This window comes from Pseudomonas sp. ADAK2 (genome assembly GCF_012935755.1).
In the GTDB taxonomy this organism is placed as follows: Bacteria; Pseudomonadota; Gammaproteobacteria; order Pseudomonadales; family Pseudomonadaceae; genus Aquipseudomonas.
Genome location: NZ_CP052862.1, coordinates 6,055,865 through 6,075,519, shown reverse-complemented (window position 1 = coordinate 6,075,519; position 19,655 = coordinate 6,055,865). Strand labels below are relative to the sequence as shown.

Below are 19,655 nucleotides of genomic sequence, written 5' to 3'. Positions count from 1 at the left end.
AGTGAGTATTCATCAGGCACAGCATTGGAGCCGGGCAAGGCTACAGAATATCCCGTGGATGCAAAAGATGATTCTGACCTGCGTCATGCGGTACAGCCCCGGACCTGTGCGAGCACAAATCGCGGGCAAAAAAAAATCCGGAAATCCTCACTTGCGTGGGCCTTCCAGACTTTTAAAACTGCTACAAAAAAATGGTGGGTCGTGTGGGATTCGAACCTACGACCAATTGGTTAAAAGCCAACTGCTCTACCAACTGAGCTAACGACCCGCTGTGTGGTGGCGCGTATAATACTGATTTTTAAGGACTATTCAACACCTAATTTGAAATAAATCAAAAATAAGGTGTTGGGTCGCTGATTCCGGCGGCTGCGAAGCCTTCTGCACGCAGGCGGCAGCTGTCGCATTTACCGCAGGCGTAGCCCTTATCGTCGGCCTGATAGCAGGAAACAGTCAGCCCGTAATCGACGCCCAGCTTCACGCCGGCCTGGACGATCTGCGCCTTGCTCAGGTTCTGCAGCGGCGCCTGGATACGGAAACCGTTGCCTTCTACACCGGCCTTGGTCGCCAGATTGGCCATGCGCTCGAAGGATTCGATGAACTCGGGACGGCAGTCCGGGTAACCGGAGTAATCCACCGCGTTCACACCGATAAAGATGTCACGCGCGCCGAGCACTTCAGCCCAGCCCAATGCCAGGGACAGAAACACTGTGTTGCGCGCCGGCACGTACGTTACCGGAATCCCTTCGCCCGCCTCTTCCGGAATATCGATGCTGCTGTCGGTCAGTGCCGAGCCGCCCATACCGTCCAGGTTCAGACCGATCACCTTGTGCTCGACCACACCCAGGTCGCGGGCTACTCGCGCAGCGGCGTGCAACTCGGCGTGAGAGCGCTGGCCGTAATCGAAGCTCATGGTGTAGCAGGCGTAGCCTTCAGCCCGAGCCATGGCCACGACGGTCGCCGAGTCCAGGCCGCCGGACAGCAGGATCACCGCACGTTTTTCAGTTGTGTTCAGTTGTTCAGTCATCTCAGCGCCCCGGCTCGTCATTCCAAAGATATTTATGCAGCTGTAATTGCAGACGCACTGGCAGGTTATCCGCCACCACCCAGTCCGCCAGGTGCCGCGCATTAAGGTCGTGATGACTTGGCGAGAACAGCACCTCGCCGGCCCGTCGATCAAGACCGTACTGGATCAGCTTGGACACGGACCAGTCGTAGTCTTCCCGCGAACAGATGACGAACTTCACCTGATCGTTGGGCGTCAGCAGTTCAATGTTCTCGTAGCGGTTGCGGTGCGCTTCTTTCGAACCCGGTGTTTTCAGGTCGACGACGCGACTGACCCGGGAATCTACCGCCGAGATATCGATAGAGCCGCTGGTTTCCAGTGACACTTCGTAACCGGCGTCGCACAACTGCTTGAGCAATGGGATGGCATTGGGTTGCGCCAACGGCTCGCCGCCGGTGACACAGACGTAACGCGGACGAAAACCGGCCACTTGCTCGAGGATGTCATCGAGGGTGCGAATGGTCCCGCCAGTGAACGCGTAGGCACTGTCGCAGTATTGGCAACGCAATGGGCAACCGGTCAGGCGCACAAAAACAGTGGGCAGCCCGGCAGTCCGCGTTTCCCCCTGCAATGAGTAGAAAACTTCGGTGATTCTCAATGTGTCTTGCATAGTCGCCACGGGCGTAACAGCTAAACAGGCTGTCCGCCTCCGTCAGGCTCTTCAAGGAACCCCGCCAACGCGCGAATCCCAAAAAGCGTGTTTCAGAAAAAGGGCGTGAATTCTAACGAAAAAACCCGCGACAAGCGCGGGTTTCTTCAATTGAGGTCAAGCCAGCTTACATGCGTTGCAGATCGCGTTGAGCCAACTGAGCTGCGGAAGTGCCCGGATATTGCGACACTACCTGCTGCAGAATGCCTTTGACCTTGTCGTTGTGACCGAGGCGGCGTTCTACATCAGCCAGCTTGTACAGCGAGTCAGGCACTTTGGCGTGCTTGGGGTACAGCTGCGAAACCTTGGCAAATGCCTGACCTGCACCTTGCAGATCGCCTTTGGCCAAATTGACTTCGCCCAACCAGTACTGGGCATTGCCCGCGTATTGGCTGTTCGGGTATTTGCGCAGGAAAGCGGCAAAAGCCTGACTGGCCTTGTCGAAATCCTTGGCTTTGATCAGGTCGAAGGCTGCATCGTAATACAGTTTTTCCTTCGCCGGATCACCCGGTTCGCTACTGGCCGCAGGGGCTTGAGCGGCAGCCGCTCCCGCACTTGCGCCTGCAGCGGCTGCTGCACCAGGGGCATTCAACGTGCCACTGGTGGAAGAATTATCAGGAGTCGCGGCCGGTGCAGCGCCGGATCCTATGCGCCGATCAAGATCCTGGTATCGCTCCAGGTTCTCTTGCTTCATGCGCGCTACATCATTTTGCAGAACTTCGATCACACCCTGTTGGCGTGAGATCTGCTCCTGCATGGATTGCAGTTGGTTGAACAGCTCGCCCTGTGCCGAGACAGGGGCCGAAACCCCTCCCCCGGCATAGGCGCCGTTCGTACCGTAACCCGCAGGCGGATAACTGCTCCCGCTATTGTTATAACCGGAGTTGTCATCGACCACAGGAACCGCAGCCCACACCGCAAGCGGTGCGAGACTGAGAGCCAAAACAGTTACAGCACGACGGCACGTTCGCATGACGAATTACTTACGCAGTTCGACGCGACGGTTTTGAGCCCAGGACTGCTCGTCGTTGCCGGTAGCAACTGGACGCTCTTCGCCGTAGGAAACCAGTTCCAGCTGAGCTGGGGAAACACCTTGCAGTACCAGGTAGCGCTGAACGGCTTTCGCACGACGCTCGCCCAGTGCCATGTTGTACTCACGAGTACCACGTTCGTCGGTGTTGCCTTCCAGAACAACGCGAGCGCCGTTTGCTTTCAGGTCTTTAGCGTGAACATCCAGAGCGCGCATGGCTTCTGGCTTCAGGTCCGAGCTGTCGTATTCGAAGTAGAAAGTGGTGATTGCGCGCAGAGCAGCTTCTTCGCTCAGGGAGCCGTCAACTGCACCAGTGTTAGCGCCGTAACCAGCGTTTGGATCAACAGCGCCTTCACCGGCATTGTCGCCGCCTTTGGACGAGCAACCTACAGCTACAGCCATGGCCAGAGCCAGCGCAGCAAATTTACCAAACTTCAGCATTTCCATCGTGAAACTCCTAATGAACCCCAGTGTGTTAAGTAAAACGTGTAGCGCCGCGTCAGTTCAGGTAAGGGGACCAGGAAGGTTCTCTGACTTCGCCTTGTGCGGTAGGAAGCGGGAGCCTTACGCGTCCATTAATGGACACGAGCATCAAGACTCCCCGGCCCTGCTGGCGGGTGGCGTAGATTACCATGGTGCCGTTGGGCGCAACAGTAGGCGACTCGTCCAGAGTGCTATCAGTGAGGATTTTTACGCTTCCGCGCTGCAAATCCTGGGCCGCCACCTTGAAATTAGTGAAGCCATCCTGGCGGTGAATCATCACCAGGGTCTTTTCATCGGCCGAAAGTTTCGGATTCGCGTTGTAGTTACCGATGAAAGTCACACGTTCCGCACCGCCACCACCGACGCTGGTCTTGTAGATTTGTGGCTTGCCGCCACGGTCGGAGGTGAAGTAGATGGTCGAACCATCCTTGCCCCAGAACGGTTCGGTGTTGATACCGGGACCGTTGGTGACGCGAGTGATCTGACGCGAACCCAGGTTCATCACATAGATGTCAGGGTTGCCGTCTTTCGACAGGACGAATGCCAGGCGATTGCCATCCGGCGACCAGGCTGGCGCGCCATTCAGGCCTTCGAAGTTGGTAATCTGCTCACGGCGACCGGTGTCGATGTTCTGCATGAAGATGCGCGGACGCTTCTGCTCGAACGACACATAAGCGATGCGCTTGCCATCCGGTGCGAAACGCGGCGACAGGATTGGCTCGCGCGATTGCAGCAGGGTCACGGCGCGAGCACCGTCGTAGTCCGAACGTTGCAGCGTGTAGCGCGTGTTCTTCTCGGAGAAGCGTTCGGCGGTCACGTACAACAGGCGAGTCGAGAAAGCACCTTTAATACCGGTGAGCTTTTCGAACGACTGGTCAGCGATGTAGTGCGCCATGTCGCGCAACTGTTCAGGCGTACCGGAGACACTGCCTTCCGACACTTTCTGCTCAGTAGCAACGTTGAACAGCGAGTATTGGACCTGCAGGCGACCGCCCGAAGGAACAATGTTGCCGACCATGATGTACTGGGCACTGATCGCCTTCCAGTCACGGAAAATGATTTCGCTGGCCTGGCTTGGCTGGCTGATCATTTGCTGCTTTGGAATCGGCGAGTAGTAACCCGAGTTGCGCAAATCGTTACCAATGATTTCAGCCATGTCATCCGGCAGGACGGCACCGCCCTGGAAACCGAACGGCACTACCGCGATCGGGGTGGCCCGATCACTGCCGCTGGTGACCAGAATGTTTTTTTCATCTGCTACCGCCATCCCTGCCAGGCAGCAGATAACGACAAGCATTCCTCGAAGAAGGTTTCTCACAAGGCTAGATCCTCAGGTGTGAATGTCATCTTGAATGAACGATACGGAGCGAAATCGCTCGTTTTCATTCCCTGCATTTCTGTCAAACGTCCAATATTCTTGACCGCTGCCACAGCAGACGCGTCAAACGGACCATCGCCACTGGACTTGGAAACGCTGACCGAAGTCACCGTACCGTCCGGCAACATGCCGATTTGCAACACGACCGTCATGCCTTTGCGGGCCGAAGGTGGACGAGCCCAGCCTTCTGCTGCACGAGCACGAATCAGGTCATCGAAACTGCCGGCGACTTCGTCACCCTGCTCATCGGCCAACGCCTGCTGACGCTGCGGCGTGTCGGAAAGCAAATCGGCCAAGGCCTGGGCCTTTTTGTCTTCGGTCGATTTACGTGCCGCATCCTGCGATTTTTTCTTCGCAGCATCGGCGGCAGCTTTCTTCTTCGCTTCGTCGGCGACTTTTTTCTTCGCCTCTTCAGCTTCAGCTTTTTTCTTGGCGTCGTCCGCGGCTTTCTTCTTCGCGTCTTCGACGATCTTTTTCTTCGCTTCTTCAGCGGCCGCTTTCTTGGCCTCTTCTTCAGCAGCCTTCTTGGCTTCTTCTTCAGATTTCTTCTTGGCTATATCAGCCAATTGTTTCTCTTCGGCCTTTTTGGCTTCGGCGGTCTTCTTGGCTTCGTCGGCTTTCTTGGCTTCATCAGCCTTTTTTGCTTCCTCAGACTTCTTGGACTCGTCGGCCTTCTTGGCTTCCTCGGCTTTTTGAGCCGCTTCTTCTTTCTTTTGTTCCGCAGCCTTCACCGCTTCCTGCTCGACCTTCTTCTGTTCCATCTGTTCGACTTCGGTCTGGCGCGCAGCAGATTTCTGCGCTTCACCCGCAATCTTCTGATTGGTCTGGGTGGTCGCCCGACTTTTCGATTTCAGCTGGTACAGGGTCGCCTGGACAATCGGCTTGGCCGGCGGCAACTCAGGCGTCATGGCGAAACTGACAAACAGCATGCCGAAAACCAGCACGTGCAAGCCAATCGCCCAGACACTAGGCCAGAAGTAGCTTTCCGAGGCTGTTGGCTCTCGTTGTTGCTGCATCAGGGCGCCTCGGTAATCAAGCCAACATTACCGACTCCGGCCTTCTGCAACCCGCCCATGGCGCCCATGACCGAACCGTAGTCGACGGTCTTGTCGCCACGAATGAAGACCTGGGTGCGCTTGCCGTTATCGTTGCCGGCGCTAATGATTTTGGTCACGGCGCTGGTCATCTGCGGCAAGGTCATGGCCTTGTCCTGCTGCTTTTCGGTGTCGACTTCGCTGCCAAGGTTCCAGTAGTAGGTCTTGTCAGACTTGATCGAAATGGTCAGGACCTGGGTGTTGTTGTCCTGCGGCAAGGCTTCGCTGGAAACCTTGGGCAGATCAACTTTCACGCCCTGATTGAGCATCGGCGCGGTCACCATGAAGATGACCAGCAGTACCAGCATCACGTCGATGTATGGCACCACGTTCATCTCGGCGACCGGCTTGCGCTTTTTGCGAGCTCGAGCGATTAAAGCCATTGGAAATTACCTGCTTATTCTTCGCTGGTGTGCACTTTGCGGTGCAGGATCGCCTGGAATTCGTCGGCGAAGGTGTAGTAACGGCCCAGCAAGGTTTCGCTGCGAGCAGCAAAACGGTTGTAAGCGATAACGGCCGGGATGGCCGCGAACAGGCCGATCGCGGTGGCGATCAGTGCTTCGGCAATACCTGGAGCTACGGTGGCGAGGGTCGCTTGCTGGGCAGTTGCCAGGCCACGGAAGGAGTTCATGATGCCCCAGACCGTACCGAACAGGCCGATGTACGGGCTGACGGAACCGACGGTGGCGAGGAACGGCAGGCTCTGTTCGAGCTTTTCTTCTTCGCGGGAAATGGCGACGCGCATGGCACGGGCCACGCCCTCCATGACTGCTTCCGGGTCAACACCTGGCTGCTGGCGCAGACGGGAGAATTCCTTGAAACCGGCACGGAAGATCTGCTCGACGCCCGAATCCGGATCAGGGTTGCTGCCGGCCTGACGGTAGAGTTTGGACAGGTCGATACCCGACCAGAAGCGCTCTTCAAAGCTCTCCAGGGCACGTCGACCGGCGCGCAGCAGGTTGCTGCGCTGAAAGATCATGATCCACGAGGTCACCGATGCGGCTACCAGAATCAGCATTACCAACTGCACCACGACGCTGGCATTGCTGACCAGGCTCCACATGGAGGAATGGTCGACGACGTTAGCTTCCACGCTTTATCTCCTGCTTTGAGTGTGTACCCGCGCCGCTCACGTCGGCAAAGGCCGCACGTAGAGCTTCGGGAATGGCCCGGGGTTTCAAACTGTTAGTGCGCACACAGGCCACCAAAAACTGCCCTTCACAGAGCAGCGCATTATCCGTAGCCCGCCTGACCTGCTGTTTAAAGCGCAGGCTGACACGGTTCAATTCGATTACTTCAGCGCTTACCAGCAGCTCGTCGTCCAGTCGCGCCGGCGCGTGGTAACGCGCTTCGCTGGAATGCACGACGAACAACAGGTCCTCCCCTGCCAGCTGGGATTGGGCAAAGCCCAGTTCCCGGAGCCGCTCGGTTCGAGCCCGTTCCATAAACTTGAGGTAATTAACGTAATACACGATGCCGCCCGCATCGGTGTCCTCGTAATAAACGCGACAACGATGTGCGAACGGCCCAAGCCCGTTTTGCGCGCGCATACTCTAGTGCTTACTCCTCAGGTTGCCAATCCGGCGAGGCAACTGTTTTTCATTGTTCTGCGGCTTTCTAGTGAAAGATTCGTCATGTGAGCCCCTAGGACCACACAAACCGTCAATCGGTCAGCCCGCAAAGGTGATTAATCGTCTACTGCATCAAGGAACTCGTCTACCACGGGCATCTCGCCCAATCGTGACGGAATGTTTAAACCGAAGTGCAGGTAGGCGTGCCGGGTGACGACCCGCCCCCGCGGGGTACGCATGATATAGCCTTGCTGGATCAGATAGGGTTCCAGCACGTCTTCAATGGTGTGGCGCTCTTCGCTGATGGCGGCCGCGAGGCTGTCGACACCGACCGGGCCACCGTCGAACTTCTCGATCATGGTCAACAGCAGACGCCGGTCCTGGTGATCAAAGCCACGTTCGTCGACATCCAGCAGGTTCAGGGCCAGGTCGGCGATCGGTTTGGTGATGTGGCCCTTGGCGCGGACTTCGGCAAAATCCCGCACGCGACGCAGCAAGCGGTTGGCGATCCGCGGGGTGCCACGGGCGCGGCGAGCGATTTCGAAAGCGCCCTCCGGGTCCAGCGGCAGGCCGAGGATGTTCGCCGAACGCATGACAATGGTCGCCAGGTCGGCGGTGCTGTAGAACTCCAGGCGCTGCACAATGCCGAAACGGTCGCGCAACGGGTTGGTCAACATGCCGGCCCGGGTGGTCGCACCGACCAGGGTGAACGGCGGCAGATCGAGCTTGATCGAACGCGCGGCCGGGCCTTCGCCGATCATGATGTCGAGCTGGAAATCTTCCATGGCCGGGTACAGCACTTCTTCGACGATGGGCGACAGGCGATGGATTTCGTCGATGAACAGCACATCATGAGGTTCAAGGTTGGTCAGCAGCGCCGCCAAATCACCCGGACGCTCGAGGACCGGGCCAGAGGTGCTTTTGATCGACACGCCCATTTCCTGGGCAATGATGTTGGCCAGGGTGGTTTTACCCAGGCCCGGCGGGCCGAAGATCAGCGTGTGATCCAGGGATTCGTTACGGCCACGGGCGGCCTGGATGAACAACTCCATTTGCTCGCGAACGGTCGGCTGGCCAATGTACTCGGCCAGGCTGAGGGGACGAATCGCCCGGTCCTGGACTTCCTCGCGGTCACGCGGGCCAGGGGTGGCGGCAATCAGACGATCAGCTTCAATCACTTAAATCATTCCCTTCAGGGCACGACGAATCAGGTCTTCACTGCTCAAGCCTTTCTCCTTGATCGAGGTAATCGCCTTGCTGGCTTCCTGCGGCTTGTAGCCCAGGGAGACCAGCGCGCTGATCGCATCACTCTCGGCGTTGACCGTCGGGGCTGGCGCATCCAGCCCACCCGGCTGGTTCGGCACCAGGGCGAACATCGCCGGCACGGTTTCCCAGGCCTTGAAGCGATCCTTGAGTTCCACCAGCAAACGTTCGGCCGTCTTCTTGCCAACGCCTGGCACCTTGGTCAACGCCGAGGTGTCCTGGGACTGAACGCAACGCACCAGCTCATCGACTTCCAGGCTCGACATCAGGGCCAGGGCCAACTTCGGCCCTACACCATTGAGACGAATCAACTCGCGAAAAAAGTCTCGCTCACGCTTACTGGCGAAACCATAGAGTAACTGCGCGTCTTCGCGTACGACTAAATGGGTGTGCAAGGTCAGCGGTTCACCGACCGACGGCAAGCGATACAGCGTGGTCATCGGCACTTCCAGCTCATACCCCAGGCCGTTTACATCCAGAATCAGGTGCGGCGGCTGTTTCTCAGCCAGGGTGCCGCGCAAGCGTCCAATCACGTTTCGAATCCTTGAGCGTTGGCCAGGCAGGTGCTGGCGACTGACAGGACAATGGTTTTGCGCCGACGACACAGGCGCAAAACCCTCATCCCGTAAAAATGATTGCTGATGCTATCAGAGACGCAGGCGCCCGCCACGACTGCGTGCAGTTCCCAAGCCATGAGGCAACAGGCTGGAACGGGTATGCGCATGACATATGGCGATAGCCAGGGCGTCCGAGGCATCGATTTGCGGCTTGCTGGTCAGTTTCAGCATGTGCATGACCATCATTTGCACCTGCTCTTTATTCGCTGCGCCGGTACCGGTCACCGCTTGCTTGACCTGAGTCGCGGTGTACTCAGCGATTTCCAGGCTTTCCTCGGCGCCGGCGACAATGGCCGCGCCGCGAGCCTGGCCGAGTTTCAGCGCGGAGTCGGCGTTGCGGGCCATGAAGACTTTTTCAATGCCCATGGTCACCGGGCCGTAGGTCTGGATGACTTCCCGCACGCCGCGGTAGACGATCTGCAAGCGTTCGTGCAACTCGCCGGAACCGGTGCGAATACAACCCGATGCCACGTAGACGCAACCGCGCCCGGTATCACGTACCACGCCATACCCGGTGATGCGCGAACCGGGGTCGATACCAAGGATTAAAGTCATAACGCCTGCAAAAGGAGATCGCGGTTGGCTGAGGATAACCGTGTAGGAGCTGCCGAAGGCTGCGATCTTTTGATTTTCGATCTTAAAGTCAAAAGATCGCAGCCTTCGGCCGCTCCTACAGGTTTAGCGTAGGGCTTTGTGAAGGCGGCGATCTTTATAAATGCATCAACCGAGCTGTGCGGCAACCGACTCCGGGATATCCGCGTTGGAGTAGACGTTCTGCACGTCATCCAGGTCTTCGAGCATGTCGATCAGCTTGAGGACCTTCTCGGCGCCTTCCAGGTCCAGTTCGGCACTGGTGGTCGGCAGCATGACGATTTCCGCGTCATCGCCCTTGAAGCCGGCAGCTTCCAGCGCGTTACGCACGGAGTAGAACCCGGCGAACGAAGTAAACACGTCGATCGAGCCGTCTTCGTGGGTGACCACGTCATCGGCGTCGGCTTCCATGGCCGCTTCCATCAGCGCGTCTTCATCAACGCCCGGGGCGAAGGAAATCTGCCCCTTGCGCTCGAACAGATACGCCACCGAACCGTCAGTCCCGAGGTTGCCGCCGCATTTGCTGAACGCGTGGCGCACAGCGGCTGCGGTGCGGTTACGGTTGTCGGTCATGCACTCGACCATCACCGCCACGCCGCCCGGGCCGTAGCCTTCGTAGGTCAGTTCGACCATGTCGTCGGTATCGGCAGCGCCGGCACCGCGGGCCACCGCGCGATCAATGATGTCGCGGCTCATGTTCGCGCCGAGGGCTTTGTCCAGCGCCAGGCGCAGACGCGGGTTGGAGCCTGGATCGCCACCGCCCTGACGGGCCGCAACGGTCAGCTCACGAATCCACTTGGTGAAAATCTTGCCCTTCTTGGCATCCTGACGTTCTTTGCGGTGCTTGATGTTCGCCCACTTGGAATGACCCGCCATATCTCGCTCCGAATTCTCTTTGAAACATTGCCCGCTGCGCGTCTTCGCGCCAGCCAGCAACAAAAAATCTCGACCTGTAAAAAAGGCGCACCCCATCAGGATGCGCCTTCAGGGTCAGCCTTACTCAGCCTTTGGCGTTTCGCGCAGACGAATGTGCAATTCGCGCAATGCCTTGGCATCTACAGCACCCGGAGCCTGCGTCATGACGTCAGCCGCGCTCTGGGTTTTCGGGAAAGCGATCACTTCACGGATCGACTGGGCGCCGGTCATCAGCATCACCAGACGGTCCAGACCGAAAGCCAGACCACCGTGCGGCGGCGCGCCGTATTTCAGGGCGTCGAGCAGGAAGCCGAATTTCTCTTCCTGTTCCGCTTCATTGATACCCAACAGACGGAATACGGTCTGCTGCATTTCCTTGCGGTGGATACGGATCGAACCGCCACCCAGCTCGGTGCCGTTCAGGACCATGTCGTAGGCACGGGACAGCGCGGTCGCCGGGTTGGCTTCCAGTTCTTCCGGGGTGCACTTCGGCGCGGTGAACGGGTGGTGCAAGGCGGTGAAGCTGCCGTCGTCGTTCTCTTCGAACATCGGGAAGTCGACGACCCACATTGGCGCCCACTTGCAGGTCAGCAGGTTCAAGTCGTTACCGACCTTGATCCGCAGCGCGCCCAGGGCTTCGCTGACGATCTTGGCTTTGTCGGCACCGAAGAACACGATGTCGCCGTCAACCGCGCCAACGCGATCGAGGATCACATTGAGGTTGGCTTCAGGGATGTTCTTGACGATAGGCGACTGCAGGCCTTCGACGCCTTTGGCGCGCTCGTTGACCTTGATATACGCCAGGCCCTTGGCACCGTAGATGCCGACGAACTTGGTGTAATCGTCGATCTGCTTGCGCGGCATGCTCGCAGCGCCTGGAACGCGCAGGGCGGCAATACGGCATTTCGGGTCGTTGGCCGGGCCGCTGAACACCTTGAAATCGACTTCTTTCAGCTGGTCGGCAACGTCAACCAGTTCCAGCGGGTTACGCAGGTCTGGCTTGTCGGAACCGTAACGGCGCATGGCTTCTTCGAAGGTCATGTGCGGGAAGTCACCGAATTCCAGATCCAGCACTTCCTTGAACAGGTTGCGGATCATTTGTTCGGTGATGGCCATGATCTCTTTTTCATCGAGGAAGCTGGTCTCGATGTCGATCTGGGTGAATTCCGGCTGGCGGTCAGCGCGCAGGTCTTCGTCACGGAAGCACTTGGCGATCTGGTAGTAGCGGTCGAAGCCGGCAACCATCAGCAGTTGCTTGAACAGCTGTGGCGATTGCGGCAAGGCGAAGAAGGAACCGGCGTGGGTACGGCTCGGCACCAGGTAATCGCGAGCGCCCTCTGGCGTGGCACGGGTCAGGATCGGCGTCTCGACGTCGAGGAAGCCGTTCTCGTCCAGGAAGCGACGGATGCTGGTGGTCATGCGCGAACGCAGGCGCAGCTTCTCGAGCATTTCCGGGCGACGCAGGTCGAGGAAGCGATAACGCAAGCGGGTTTCTTCGCCAACGTCGGAGAACTCGTTGAGCGGGAACGGCGGGGTTTCCGATTCGTTCAGCACTTCAAGCTCGTAGCCCAGCACTTCGATCATGCCCGACGCCATGTTGGCGTTGGTGGCACCGGCCGGACGCAGACGCACCTTGCCAGTGATCTTGACGACGTATTCGCTGCGCACGCGATCGGCGGCGGCGAAGCTCTCGGCGCGATCCGGATCGAATACCACTTGGGCCAGACCGTCACGATCACGGATATCGAGGAAAATCACCCCACCGTGGTCACGGCGACGGTGAACCCATCCGCAAAGGGTAATTTCCTGGCCTTCCAGGGCTTCGTTCAGTTGGCCGCAATAATGGCTGCGCATCATGGTAGTGGTTTCACTTCTCGTAATCGAAATTCGGTTGGAGGCCTTGCAGATGCTGCAAGAGCTCACTCGTGTCGTTCAACTCAGGGTCCAGACCCTAGTCAGCTTTGTCGCCGCCGGCCAGATTTTTCTTGGAACCGGTCTTGAAGTCGGTTTCGTACCAGCCGGTGCCGCTGAGGCGGAAGCCCGGCATGGACAGCATCTTCTTGAGCTCTGGCGCCTGGCATGCAGGGCAGTCGACCAGCGGTGCTGCGCTGATCTTTTGAATGGCTTCCAACTGATGACCACAGGAAGCACATTGATAGTCGTACATCGGCATGGGGGTTGTCTCGGCGATCAGATTGCTACCGCTTACACTGGGTTTTGCGGCAAAGAGCGGGATTATATCCATTAAATGCAGCCTGTGCAGCCGTAAGACTGCACAGGCCGACATACCACCCGCTGCGGCATGAGCCACGGGAGGAACGTGCACTACTTCAAGCTGTGTACGACGCAGACAACGCGCACCAGCCCGGTGAAATTCTTCACCCCGCCATGACGCAAATGCACCTCGCGATCCACGTGGGACAACAGTGCACTGACGGAGCAACCATTGAGCGTGGCCATTTCGCCCAGGATTTCCCAATAGACCTGCTCAAGCCGCAGGCAAGTCGCAAAACCGTTCAAGCGCACCGATCGGGATAACGGCCTGGCCAGCCCCATATCGAATTCACTGACGAACGGGTCAACCTTTATAGCCGGTTGCGCACCAGGCCTCCACTCGCTTCTACTTTCTCCATAAACCATACCGCTGACACTCCTTTGTCATCCCTGGTTTCGATAAGAGCAACCTCCTGTGCCCTTATCAAAACGCAGGTGCAAAGTTATATCCAGATGACTTTTTGACCATCAACGTAGGATAAGCCAACAGCTGGGAGAGGATCATGGACACGGTCCTACGCCGGACCGTTTCCTACAAAAAACGGGGTATTTTCTTTAGCTGAAAGGGCTTCTGGCTGAGAGAAAAAGCCGTGCGCGAACAACGCTCCCCGACGTCATCCGCGCACCTTCGCGGTTACTGATCGAGCAATGAGCGCAACATCCACGCGGTTTTTTCGTGAACCTGCATGCGCTGAGTCAGCAAATCCGCGGTGGGTTCGTCGCTAACCTTGTCCAGCAAGGGGAAGATCCCGCGGGCCGTGCGGGTCACGGCCTCCTGGCCGTCGACCAATTGCTTGATCATGTCTTCGGCACTCGGTACGCCCTCTTCTTCCTTAATAGAAGAAAGACGCGCATACACCGAATAGGCACCGGGTGCCGGGAAGCCCAATGCACGAATGCGCTCAGCAATCGAATCGACCGCCAGGGCCAGCTCGTTGTATTGCTCCTCGAACATCAAGTGCAGGGTACGAAACATGGGCCCCGTGACATTCCAGTGGAAGTTATGGGTTTTCAAATAAAGCACATAAGTGTCCGACAACAGCCGCGACAGCCCGTCGACGATGGACTTGCGATCCTCTTCACTGATACCGATATCGATTGCCATGCTTATCCCCTAAAGGTGATGAAATTCATCCGACAAGTGCAGGACCACTGTAGCAAGGCTGTCCACACCCTGCAGCCCTGGATGGCCAGTCGAGCTGCGACAAATCGACCACGGGGGCACCGCCGGCCTGCCTGATTTGAGTAGCCGCAGGCTTTGCTGTTAAATAGGCAGCGTGTCGCCATGCCCTATTTTTCCGGGTGCGGCGCATAGGCTGGTAGCGGGTACGTGTCCACCGCCTCTTATTGTTCTGAAGCGAACCGTGCTCAATCAGCTCTTCCTTGTGATCCGTCTTAACGTGAGTCAATCAAAATGTTGAAAATCGTCCACCTGCTAATGGGCGCAGCTGCTTTGCTGCTGTCCTTCATCCCTAGCCTGCGATCCGAAGCGGTACCTTACCTGCAACAACCCGATGCGCTGTACCTGGCCTTTTTCGGCCTGCTCAACCTGACCCTCGCTCCGGTTATCCCTTACTGGAACAAAGGTCCTCGTCACCAACTGCAAAACCTGGTCAGCGCCCTGCTGGTCCTGGCTGTCGTGCTGCAAACCCTGACGCTGATCGCGCCAATGCCGGTTATCGCCGGTCAACCCGCGGTCCTGTTCAGTCTCGTTGTTACCCTGGTCGCCGTGCTCCTGCACCTGGCCATCAGCTTCTACAAATCGTCACCGGCCGCCTCCTCGCCAAGCTATGACATGAGCAACCGCGATACCGGCACCGTCAAGTGGTTCAACACGTCCAAAGGCTTCGGCTTTATCTCCCGGGATTCCGGCGATGATATTTTCGTGCACTTCCGGGCTATTCGTGGCGAAGGCCACCGCGTCCTGGTCGAAGGCCAGCGCGTGGAGTTCTCCGTGATGAATCGCGATAAAGGCCTGCAAGCCGAAGATGTGATTGCCGCACTGCCCCGTCGCTGATTCCCAGCGATAAAAAAACCGCGAACAGCCTGGCTGTTCGCGGTTTTTTATTGCCCGGCGTTTTGTCGTCCACTCAATAGTGTGGCGGCGGCGCCTCTTCTTCGGAGGACTCGAACTGGCCGGCCATTTCTTCCTGGCGCCGCAGCAGCGCGGCCATTTGCAGTTGCAGGCGTTCGACCGCCCGCTGCTGCGTCACCAGGATATCGTTCAGTGACTGAATGGTGTCGTCCTGGAACGCCAGTTGGCTTTCCAGATCGTTGACGCGTTCTTCCAGGCCCATGGCTCAGCCCTCCAGAAACGTTAAGTGATCGGTCAAGACCAGGCGCAGCCGTTCGCGGATCGCCACGACCTGCTCGGCGCTGTAGGGCTTGGCCGGGTGTTTGCCCCAGACCGGGGCGGGCCAGGCGGCATCTTCGCGTTTGCGCACTATCACGTGCATATGCAACTGACTGACGACGTTACCCAACGCGGCAACGTTCAACTTATCGGCGTCGAACGAATCCTTGAGCATTTCCGCCAGCGCGGTGGTTTCCTGCCACAGCTGCTGCTGATCGGCGACATCTAACTGAAACAACTCGCTGATATCTTCGCGGCGCGGTACCAGGATGAACCAGGGGTAGTTCGAATCGTTGGACAAGAGCAACCGGCACAGAGGGAAATCGCCGATGGGTAAGGTGTCTTGTTGAAGTCGTGGATCTAAAGCGAACACTGTGCGCACTCCCGCCTGTTTCATCATTTTCAGCTTAGCGCCGCTCCCCGGAGGCTGCGCGCCAAGCGACAGGACCGCAGCATACCTGCGAATGACCCGGGCTTCACGACGAACCTTATTGCACAACCTTCAGCCCAGCCAGCCGCACGGAACAACGCCCCGTCATGAGACATTTTTCGCCGGAGCGCACCATTACAGAACCGACCACGCTACGAAAAATGCTGAAGTGACCCATGAACCCTCACCCGTTCCCACTGAGCCATCGACCCTGCTGTATGAATTCAGCACAGCGATTGAAATTTTTTGCACCAAAACCGCACATCGCGTCTACGCTCAGGCCGTCGGGGATCCGCCAATTACTCACTTACGGGGTGAACCGGTAACGTTTTTTGTGGTCGCGCAATTGTCATCAGCGTGCAACACAATGCCGTGGATGGCGTCAAGCGCAAACAAAAGGCGCTTGGAACCCCCGGCTTTATGAGGTTTTTACAGAGACAAGCGTGCCAGTAGAAAAAAACGGCAACAGAATTCTGGTTTGAGCACGCTTGTTGCATTCACACCCATATGGTCTACAAGTGCCCCGCTGGAAGTGGGAGCCTTGAAGGCAAATAAAAACAGCGGCAGGGTTGCCCGATGGAGATTCAAACGTTTCACCAGGGACTCTTTTTATCGACGCTAAAGCTTTGGAAAACAGCGCCTAAGTTGTTAATCCGCTTGCATCGAGGTTGTAAATTTGCGACATCTACCAAGCTGTTTGCGACAGTGTCGTAAAGAAGCTGAAAGGTTAGATGCGCAAGTATCGCCAACATTGTCGGCGTGATATAAGTTTGCGCCGACACAAAAAGAAAGAGCCGCCCAGATAATAAAACAGGTGGGACGGCAGTACTCTTCTAAAAACCAAAGGAGCAAATCACGATGCGCGTGATGAAGTGGAGCATGATCGCACTGGCTGTTTCAGCAGGCACCTCGCAGTTCGCAATCGCGTCCTCCCAGGACGACGCTAAAGGTTTTGTTGAAGATAGTCATCTGACAGCAAAAACCCGTATTGAGTACATGAACCGCGACTTCCGTAATGGCGCTGGCAACATTTCAACGGGGCCAAATACCTTCAAAAGCGGTTATCGCCAGGACACCGGTATCAGCGAACTGCTGACCTACGAATCGGGCTTCACTGAAGGCACTATCGGGTTTGGCCTTGATGGCTTCCTCGGGGGCACCGCCAAGCTGGATGGCGGCTCGGGCCGCGCTGGTAACGGCCTGTTCGCTACCGACAGCGAAGGCAACCCTGAGAACACCCAATCCAAAGGTGGCGCAGCTGTTAAATTCCGCCTCTCCGACACCACGCTGAAATACGGCCGTCAATTCGTTGCCAGCCCTGTATTCGCTACCGATGACAGCCGTCTGCTGCCAGAAGTCGCTGAAGGCACCTTGATCACCAGCAAGGAAATCAAAGGCCTGGAAGTCAGCGCTGGTCGTTTCACAGCCCTGAGCTCGCAAACCGGCATGGGCAAGGACAGCATCAACGGCAAGCACACCCCGGGCTTGACCAGTGCCAACATCGCTGGCGCAACCTATCAGTTCACCGATAACTTCGTTGCTGGTGTGGCTGCATCCGACGTTGATGACTACTTCAAGAAGCAGTACATCAACGCCAACTACACCTTCCCGATCAATGACGAACAGTCGCTGAACATCGACTTCAACGGCTACAAGACCAAGTCCCAGGGTCAAGAGCTGTACGGCGATCTCGACAACAAACTGTGGAGCCTCGCGGCGGCCTACAGCATTGGTGCGCACAAATTCACCATTGCTCACCAGCGTTCGACTGGCGACACCAACTACCTGTACGGCGTGGACGGTAACGGCACGATCTTCGTAGCCAACTCCATCCAGATCTCCGACTTTATCGGTATTGACGAACGTTCGTGGCAGGCTCGCTACGACTTGAACATGAAAACCTACGGCGTTCCTGGCCTGAGCTTCATGACTCGCTACGTATACGGCGACAACATCAAGACGTCTTCCGATACCGAAGGTAAGGAACACGAGTTCAACTTCGAAACCAAGTACGTTCTCCAGGAAGGTCCGGCCAAGGATCTGTCGTTCCGCCTGCGTAGCGCGATTTATCGTGCAAACGGTGCCTATAACGCCGACTACACCGCAGACAACAACGATGTGCGTCTGATCGTTGAGTACCCGCTGACCATCCTGTAATCAGGATGTAAACCGGTCGTACTGTAGAGCTCTGCTCTAACAAAAACCGCTCACCTGTTTCAGGTGGGCGGTTTTTTTATGCCGGTTGCACGGCAACTTCGCAAGCAAGCTAATTAACTTCAACTAATAACATTAGGAAGCTATCTTTTATTAACGACAACCATAAAAAAACCCAAGAGCCTTATCGACTCTCGGGTTCACGGTTTTAACTTGACCGAACAGCCAAGTTAAAAAAAGCACCGTTACTGTGGCGTTGCTTCCTGAACCACACGAATAACTCGCTGCGGGAACGGGATATCGATACCGGCAGTCTTCAAGCGATCACGGGATTGTTCATTGAACATGAACATCACATCCCAGTAATCCGCAGTCTTGACCCACACTCGCAGGGACACAGTGATCGAACTGTCACCCAGGGTCGAAATAACGGCCTGAGGAGCCGGTTCGGCCATAATGCGCTCATCCTTGGCCAGTTCCAGTAACACTTCACGGGCCTTCTGCAAGTCCGCTTCGTAATCCACGCCCACATCAAACACGACTTTACGGGTCGGCTGACGGTTGGTGTTGGTGATGATGCCGTTCGACAGGTTGCCGTTCGGGACAATGATGGTTTTGTTGTCACCGGTACGCAGCACGGTGTGGAAGATCTGGATGCTGTCGACCGTACCGGCCACACCTTGCGCTTCGATCCAGTCACCAATACGGAAAGGACGGAACAGCAGAATCAGCACGCCGCCGGCGAAGTTGGCCAGGCTGCCCTGCAATGCCAGGCCGATGGCCAGGCCAGCCGCACCGATCGCCGCGACGAACGAAGTGGTTTCCACGCCGATCATCGAAGCGACGCTGACAATCAGCAGCACCTTGAGAATGATGTTGGCCAGGCTGCTGATAAAACCTTGCAGCGCCAGGTCGGCGTTACGCAGGGCCAGCAAGCCGCCGAGCTTTTGCGTGACCTTATTGATCAGCCACCAGCCGATGGCCAGGGTAATCACCGCCAGCAAGACGCGGCTGCCGTATTCCATGATCATCGGAATCCAGGCTTGCGATGCCTTGACCAGATTGTCCACTTCGCTATTCAAATCCATCTACTTTCTCCTGATTTCCGGCCATCCGGCACGCGAAAAATAAGCGGCAGAAAAGACCATACCCATAGGAATTTGATCGTTTCTGCCATTGCTGGGGCCTCGGACGCCGAAAACGCCAGGAGGTTCCCGCGTTAAAGGTCAGTCGCGGAAGTTGTTGAACTGCAGCGGCATGTCGAACGTCTTGGCGCGCAGGGCTGCAATGGCTTCCTGCAAATCGTCGCGTTTCTTGCCGGTGATGCGCACTTGCTCGCCCTGGATGGAGGCCTGGACCTTGAGCTTGGCGTCCTTGACGTGGGCGACGATTTTCTTCGCCAGCTCCTTATCGATGCCTTCCTTGAGCACGGCTTCCTGCTTCATCAGCTTGCCCGAGGCGTAGGCGTCCTTGACTTCAAGGCACTGCACGTCGATCTTGCGCTTGACCAGGGACAGCTTGAGGATTTCGATCATCGCTTCGAGCTGGAAGTCGGCTTCAGCGGTCAGGTTGACGGCCAGGTCCTTTTCCTTGAACTCGAAGGAGCCCTTGCCTTTCAGGTCATAACGACGATCGAGTTCCTTGACGGCGTTCTCGACCGCGTTGGTGACTTCGTGTTTGTCCAGTTCGGATACCACGTCGAACGACGGCATGTAGTTTCTCCAATAAAAAGGCGCGCTCGATCACGATGGAGCGCGCTTGGCTTGCGGTTAAAATCGGGCTCATTATAA

General features: G+C 57.2%; 23 protein-coding genes and 1 tRNA gene. 2 read left to right on the top strand and 22 right to left on the bottom strand.

Features of this window, described 5'->3' with window-relative positions; all coding sequences use genetic code 11:
* Positions 1-192 precede the first annotated feature (192 nt).
* The 18 genes from HKK52_RS27875 to HKK52_RS27790 form a co-directional block, all read right to left on the bottom strand.
* A tRNA-Lys gene (locus HKK52_RS27875) sits at positions 193-268 on the bottom strand.
* Between the two features lie 63 nt (positions 269-331).
* Positions 332-1,024, bottom strand: a complete 693-nt coding sequence (queC, locus tag HKK52_RS27870) for a 7-cyano-7-deazaguanine synthase QueC (protein WP_169373415.1) — start codon at positions 1,022-1,024, stop codon at positions 332-334.
* A 1-nt stretch (position 1,025) separates the two neighbouring features.
* On the bottom strand, positions 1,026-1,673 hold the full coding sequence (queE, locus tag HKK52_RS27865) for a 7-carboxy-7-deazaguanine synthase QueE (protein ID WP_169373414.1): 648 nt from the start codon (positions 1,671-1,673) through the stop codon (positions 1,026-1,028).
* Positions 1,674-1,839: 166 nt separating this feature from the next.
* Positions 1,840-2,685, bottom strand: a complete 846-nt coding sequence (ybgF, locus tag HKK52_RS27860) for a tol-pal system protein YbgF (protein ID WP_169373413.1) — start codon at positions 2,683-2,685, stop codon at positions 1,840-1,842.
* A gap of 6 nt (positions 2,686-2,691) precedes the next feature.
* Positions 2,692-3,189 carry a peptidoglycan-associated lipoprotein Pal gene (gene pal / locus HKK52_RS27855; RefSeq protein ID WP_003178634.1) on the bottom strand — a complete coding sequence of 166 codons (498 nt, stop codon included), beginning with the start codon at positions 3,187-3,189 and terminating at the stop codon, positions 2,692-2,694.
* Between the two features lie 52 nt (positions 3,190-3,241).
* Complete coding sequence (gene tolB, locus HKK52_RS27850) at positions 3,242-4,492, bottom strand: Tol-Pal system beta propeller repeat protein TolB (protein ID WP_429515782.1); 1,251 nt, start codon at positions 4,490-4,492, stop codon at positions 3,242-3,244.
* A 47-nt stretch (positions 4,493-4,539) separates the two neighbouring features.
* Complete coding sequence (gene tolA, locus HKK52_RS27845; RefSeq protein ID WP_169373411.1) at positions 4,540-5,619, bottom strand: cell envelope integrity protein TolA; 1,080 nt, start codon at positions 5,617-5,619, stop codon at positions 4,540-4,542.
* Positions 5,619-6,071 (bottom strand): protein TolR, encoded by a 453-nt coding sequence (tolR, locus tag HKK52_RS27840; protein ID WP_163914819.1) that lies wholly within the window; start codon positions 6,069-6,071, stop codon positions 5,619-5,621. Before tolR ends, tolA begins: the two co-directional genes overlap by 1 nt.
* A gap of 23 nt (positions 6,072-6,094) precedes the next feature.
* The gene (gene tolQ / locus HKK52_RS27835; RefSeq protein WP_092278810.1) at positions 6,095-6,790 is read right to left on the bottom strand and encodes a protein TolQ; all 696 of its coding nucleotides are present in this window, start codon (positions 6,788-6,790) and stop codon (positions 6,095-6,097) included.
* Positions 6,780-7,247, bottom strand: a complete 468-nt coding sequence (gene ybgC, locus HKK52_RS27830; RefSeq protein WP_169373410.1) for a tol-pal system-associated acyl-CoA thioesterase — start codon at positions 7,245-7,247, stop codon at positions 6,780-6,782. The genes tolQ and ybgC overlap by 11 nt, the downstream gene beginning before the upstream one ends.
* 137 nt (positions 7,248-7,384) lie before the next feature.
* Entirely contained in the window at positions 7,385-8,446 is a 1,062-nt protein-coding gene (ruvB, locus tag HKK52_RS27825; RefSeq protein ID WP_133838095.1) for a Holliday junction branch migration DNA helicase RuvB, read from the bottom strand.
* The gene (gene ruvA, locus HKK52_RS27820) at positions 8,447-9,064 is read right to left on the bottom strand and encodes a Holliday junction branch migration protein RuvA (RefSeq protein WP_169373409.1); all 618 of its coding nucleotides are present in this window, start codon (positions 9,062-9,064) and stop codon (positions 8,447-8,449) included.
* A gap of 114 nt (positions 9,065-9,178) precedes the next feature.
* Entirely contained in the window at positions 9,179-9,703 is a 525-nt protein-coding gene (gene ruvC, locus HKK52_RS27815) for a crossover junction endodeoxyribonuclease RuvC (protein WP_008147379.1), read from the bottom strand.
* A gap of 165 nt (positions 9,704-9,868) precedes the next feature.
* The gene (locus tag HKK52_RS27810; RefSeq protein WP_008072427.1) at positions 9,869-10,615 is read right to left on the bottom strand and encodes a YebC/PmpR family DNA-binding transcriptional regulator; all 747 of its coding nucleotides are present in this window, start codon (positions 10,613-10,615) and stop codon (positions 9,869-9,871) included.
* A gap of 120 nt (positions 10,616-10,735) precedes the next feature.
* On the bottom strand, positions 10,736-12,511 hold the full coding sequence (aspS, locus tag HKK52_RS27805) for an aspartate--tRNA ligase (protein ID WP_169373408.1): 1,776 nt from the start codon (positions 12,509-12,511) through the stop codon (positions 10,736-10,738).
* A 94-nt stretch (positions 12,512-12,605) separates the two neighbouring features.
* Positions 12,606-12,827: an FmdB family zinc ribbon protein gene (locus HKK52_RS27800; RefSeq protein ID WP_010457489.1), complete on the bottom strand. Its 222-nt coding sequence runs from the start codon at positions 12,825-12,827 to the stop codon at positions 12,606-12,608.
* Positions 12,828-12,979: 152 nt separating this feature from the next.
* Entirely contained in the window at positions 12,980-13,294 is a 315-nt protein-coding gene (locus HKK52_RS27795) for a ribbon-helix-helix domain-containing protein (RefSeq protein WP_169373407.1), read from the bottom strand.
* A 268-nt stretch (positions 13,295-13,562) separates the two neighbouring features.
* On the bottom strand, positions 13,563-14,033 hold the full coding sequence (locus tag HKK52_RS27790) for a Dps family protein (RefSeq protein ID WP_054045005.1): 471 nt from the start codon (positions 14,031-14,033) through the stop codon (positions 13,563-13,565).
* Between the two features lie 309 nt (positions 14,034-14,342).
* Here HKK52_RS27790 and HKK52_RS32820 point away from each other — a divergent pair, with 309 nt between their 5' ends.
* Positions 14,343-14,945: a cold-shock protein gene (locus HKK52_RS32820; RefSeq protein ID WP_169373406.1), complete on the top strand. Its 603-nt coding sequence runs from the start codon at positions 14,343-14,345 to the stop codon at positions 14,943-14,945.
* Between the two features lie 73 nt (positions 14,946-15,018).
* Here HKK52_RS32820 and HKK52_RS27780 read toward each other — a convergent pair whose 3' ends face one another.
* Both HKK52_RS27780 and HKK52_RS27775 read right to left on the bottom strand, forming a co-directional pair.
* Positions 15,019-15,225, bottom strand: coding sequence for a SlyX family protein (locus tag HKK52_RS27780; RefSeq protein ID WP_169373405.1), 207 nt, complete (start codon positions 15,223-15,225; stop codon positions 15,019-15,021).
* Positions 15,226-15,228: 3 nt separating this feature from the next.
* On the bottom strand, positions 15,229-15,654 hold the full coding sequence (locus tag HKK52_RS27775; RefSeq protein WP_169373404.1) for an HIT domain-containing protein: 426 nt from the start codon (positions 15,652-15,654) through the stop codon (positions 15,229-15,231).
* A 915-nt stretch (positions 15,655-16,569) separates the two neighbouring features.
* Between HKK52_RS27775 and HKK52_RS27770 the strand changes: the two genes are divergently transcribed.
* Positions 16,570-17,868: an OprD family porin gene (locus tag HKK52_RS27770; protein ID WP_169373403.1), complete on the top strand. Its 1,299-nt coding sequence runs from the start codon at positions 16,570-16,572 to the stop codon at positions 17,866-17,868.
* A 242-nt stretch (positions 17,869-18,110) separates the two neighbouring features.
* Here HKK52_RS27770 and HKK52_RS27765 read toward each other — a convergent pair whose 3' ends face one another.
* Positions 18,111-18,953 carry a mechanosensitive ion channel family protein gene (locus HKK52_RS27765; protein ID WP_169373402.1) on the bottom strand — a complete coding sequence of 281 codons (843 nt, stop codon included), beginning with the start codon at positions 18,951-18,953 and terminating at the stop codon, positions 18,111-18,113.
* A 138-nt stretch (positions 18,954-19,091) separates the two neighbouring features.
* A complete protein-coding gene (locus tag HKK52_RS27760) occupies positions 19,092-19,577 on the bottom strand; it encodes a YajQ family cyclic di-GMP-binding protein (protein ID WP_133838103.1) in 486 nt (161 codons plus the stop codon).
* Positions 19,578-19,655: the final 78 nt, after the last annotated feature.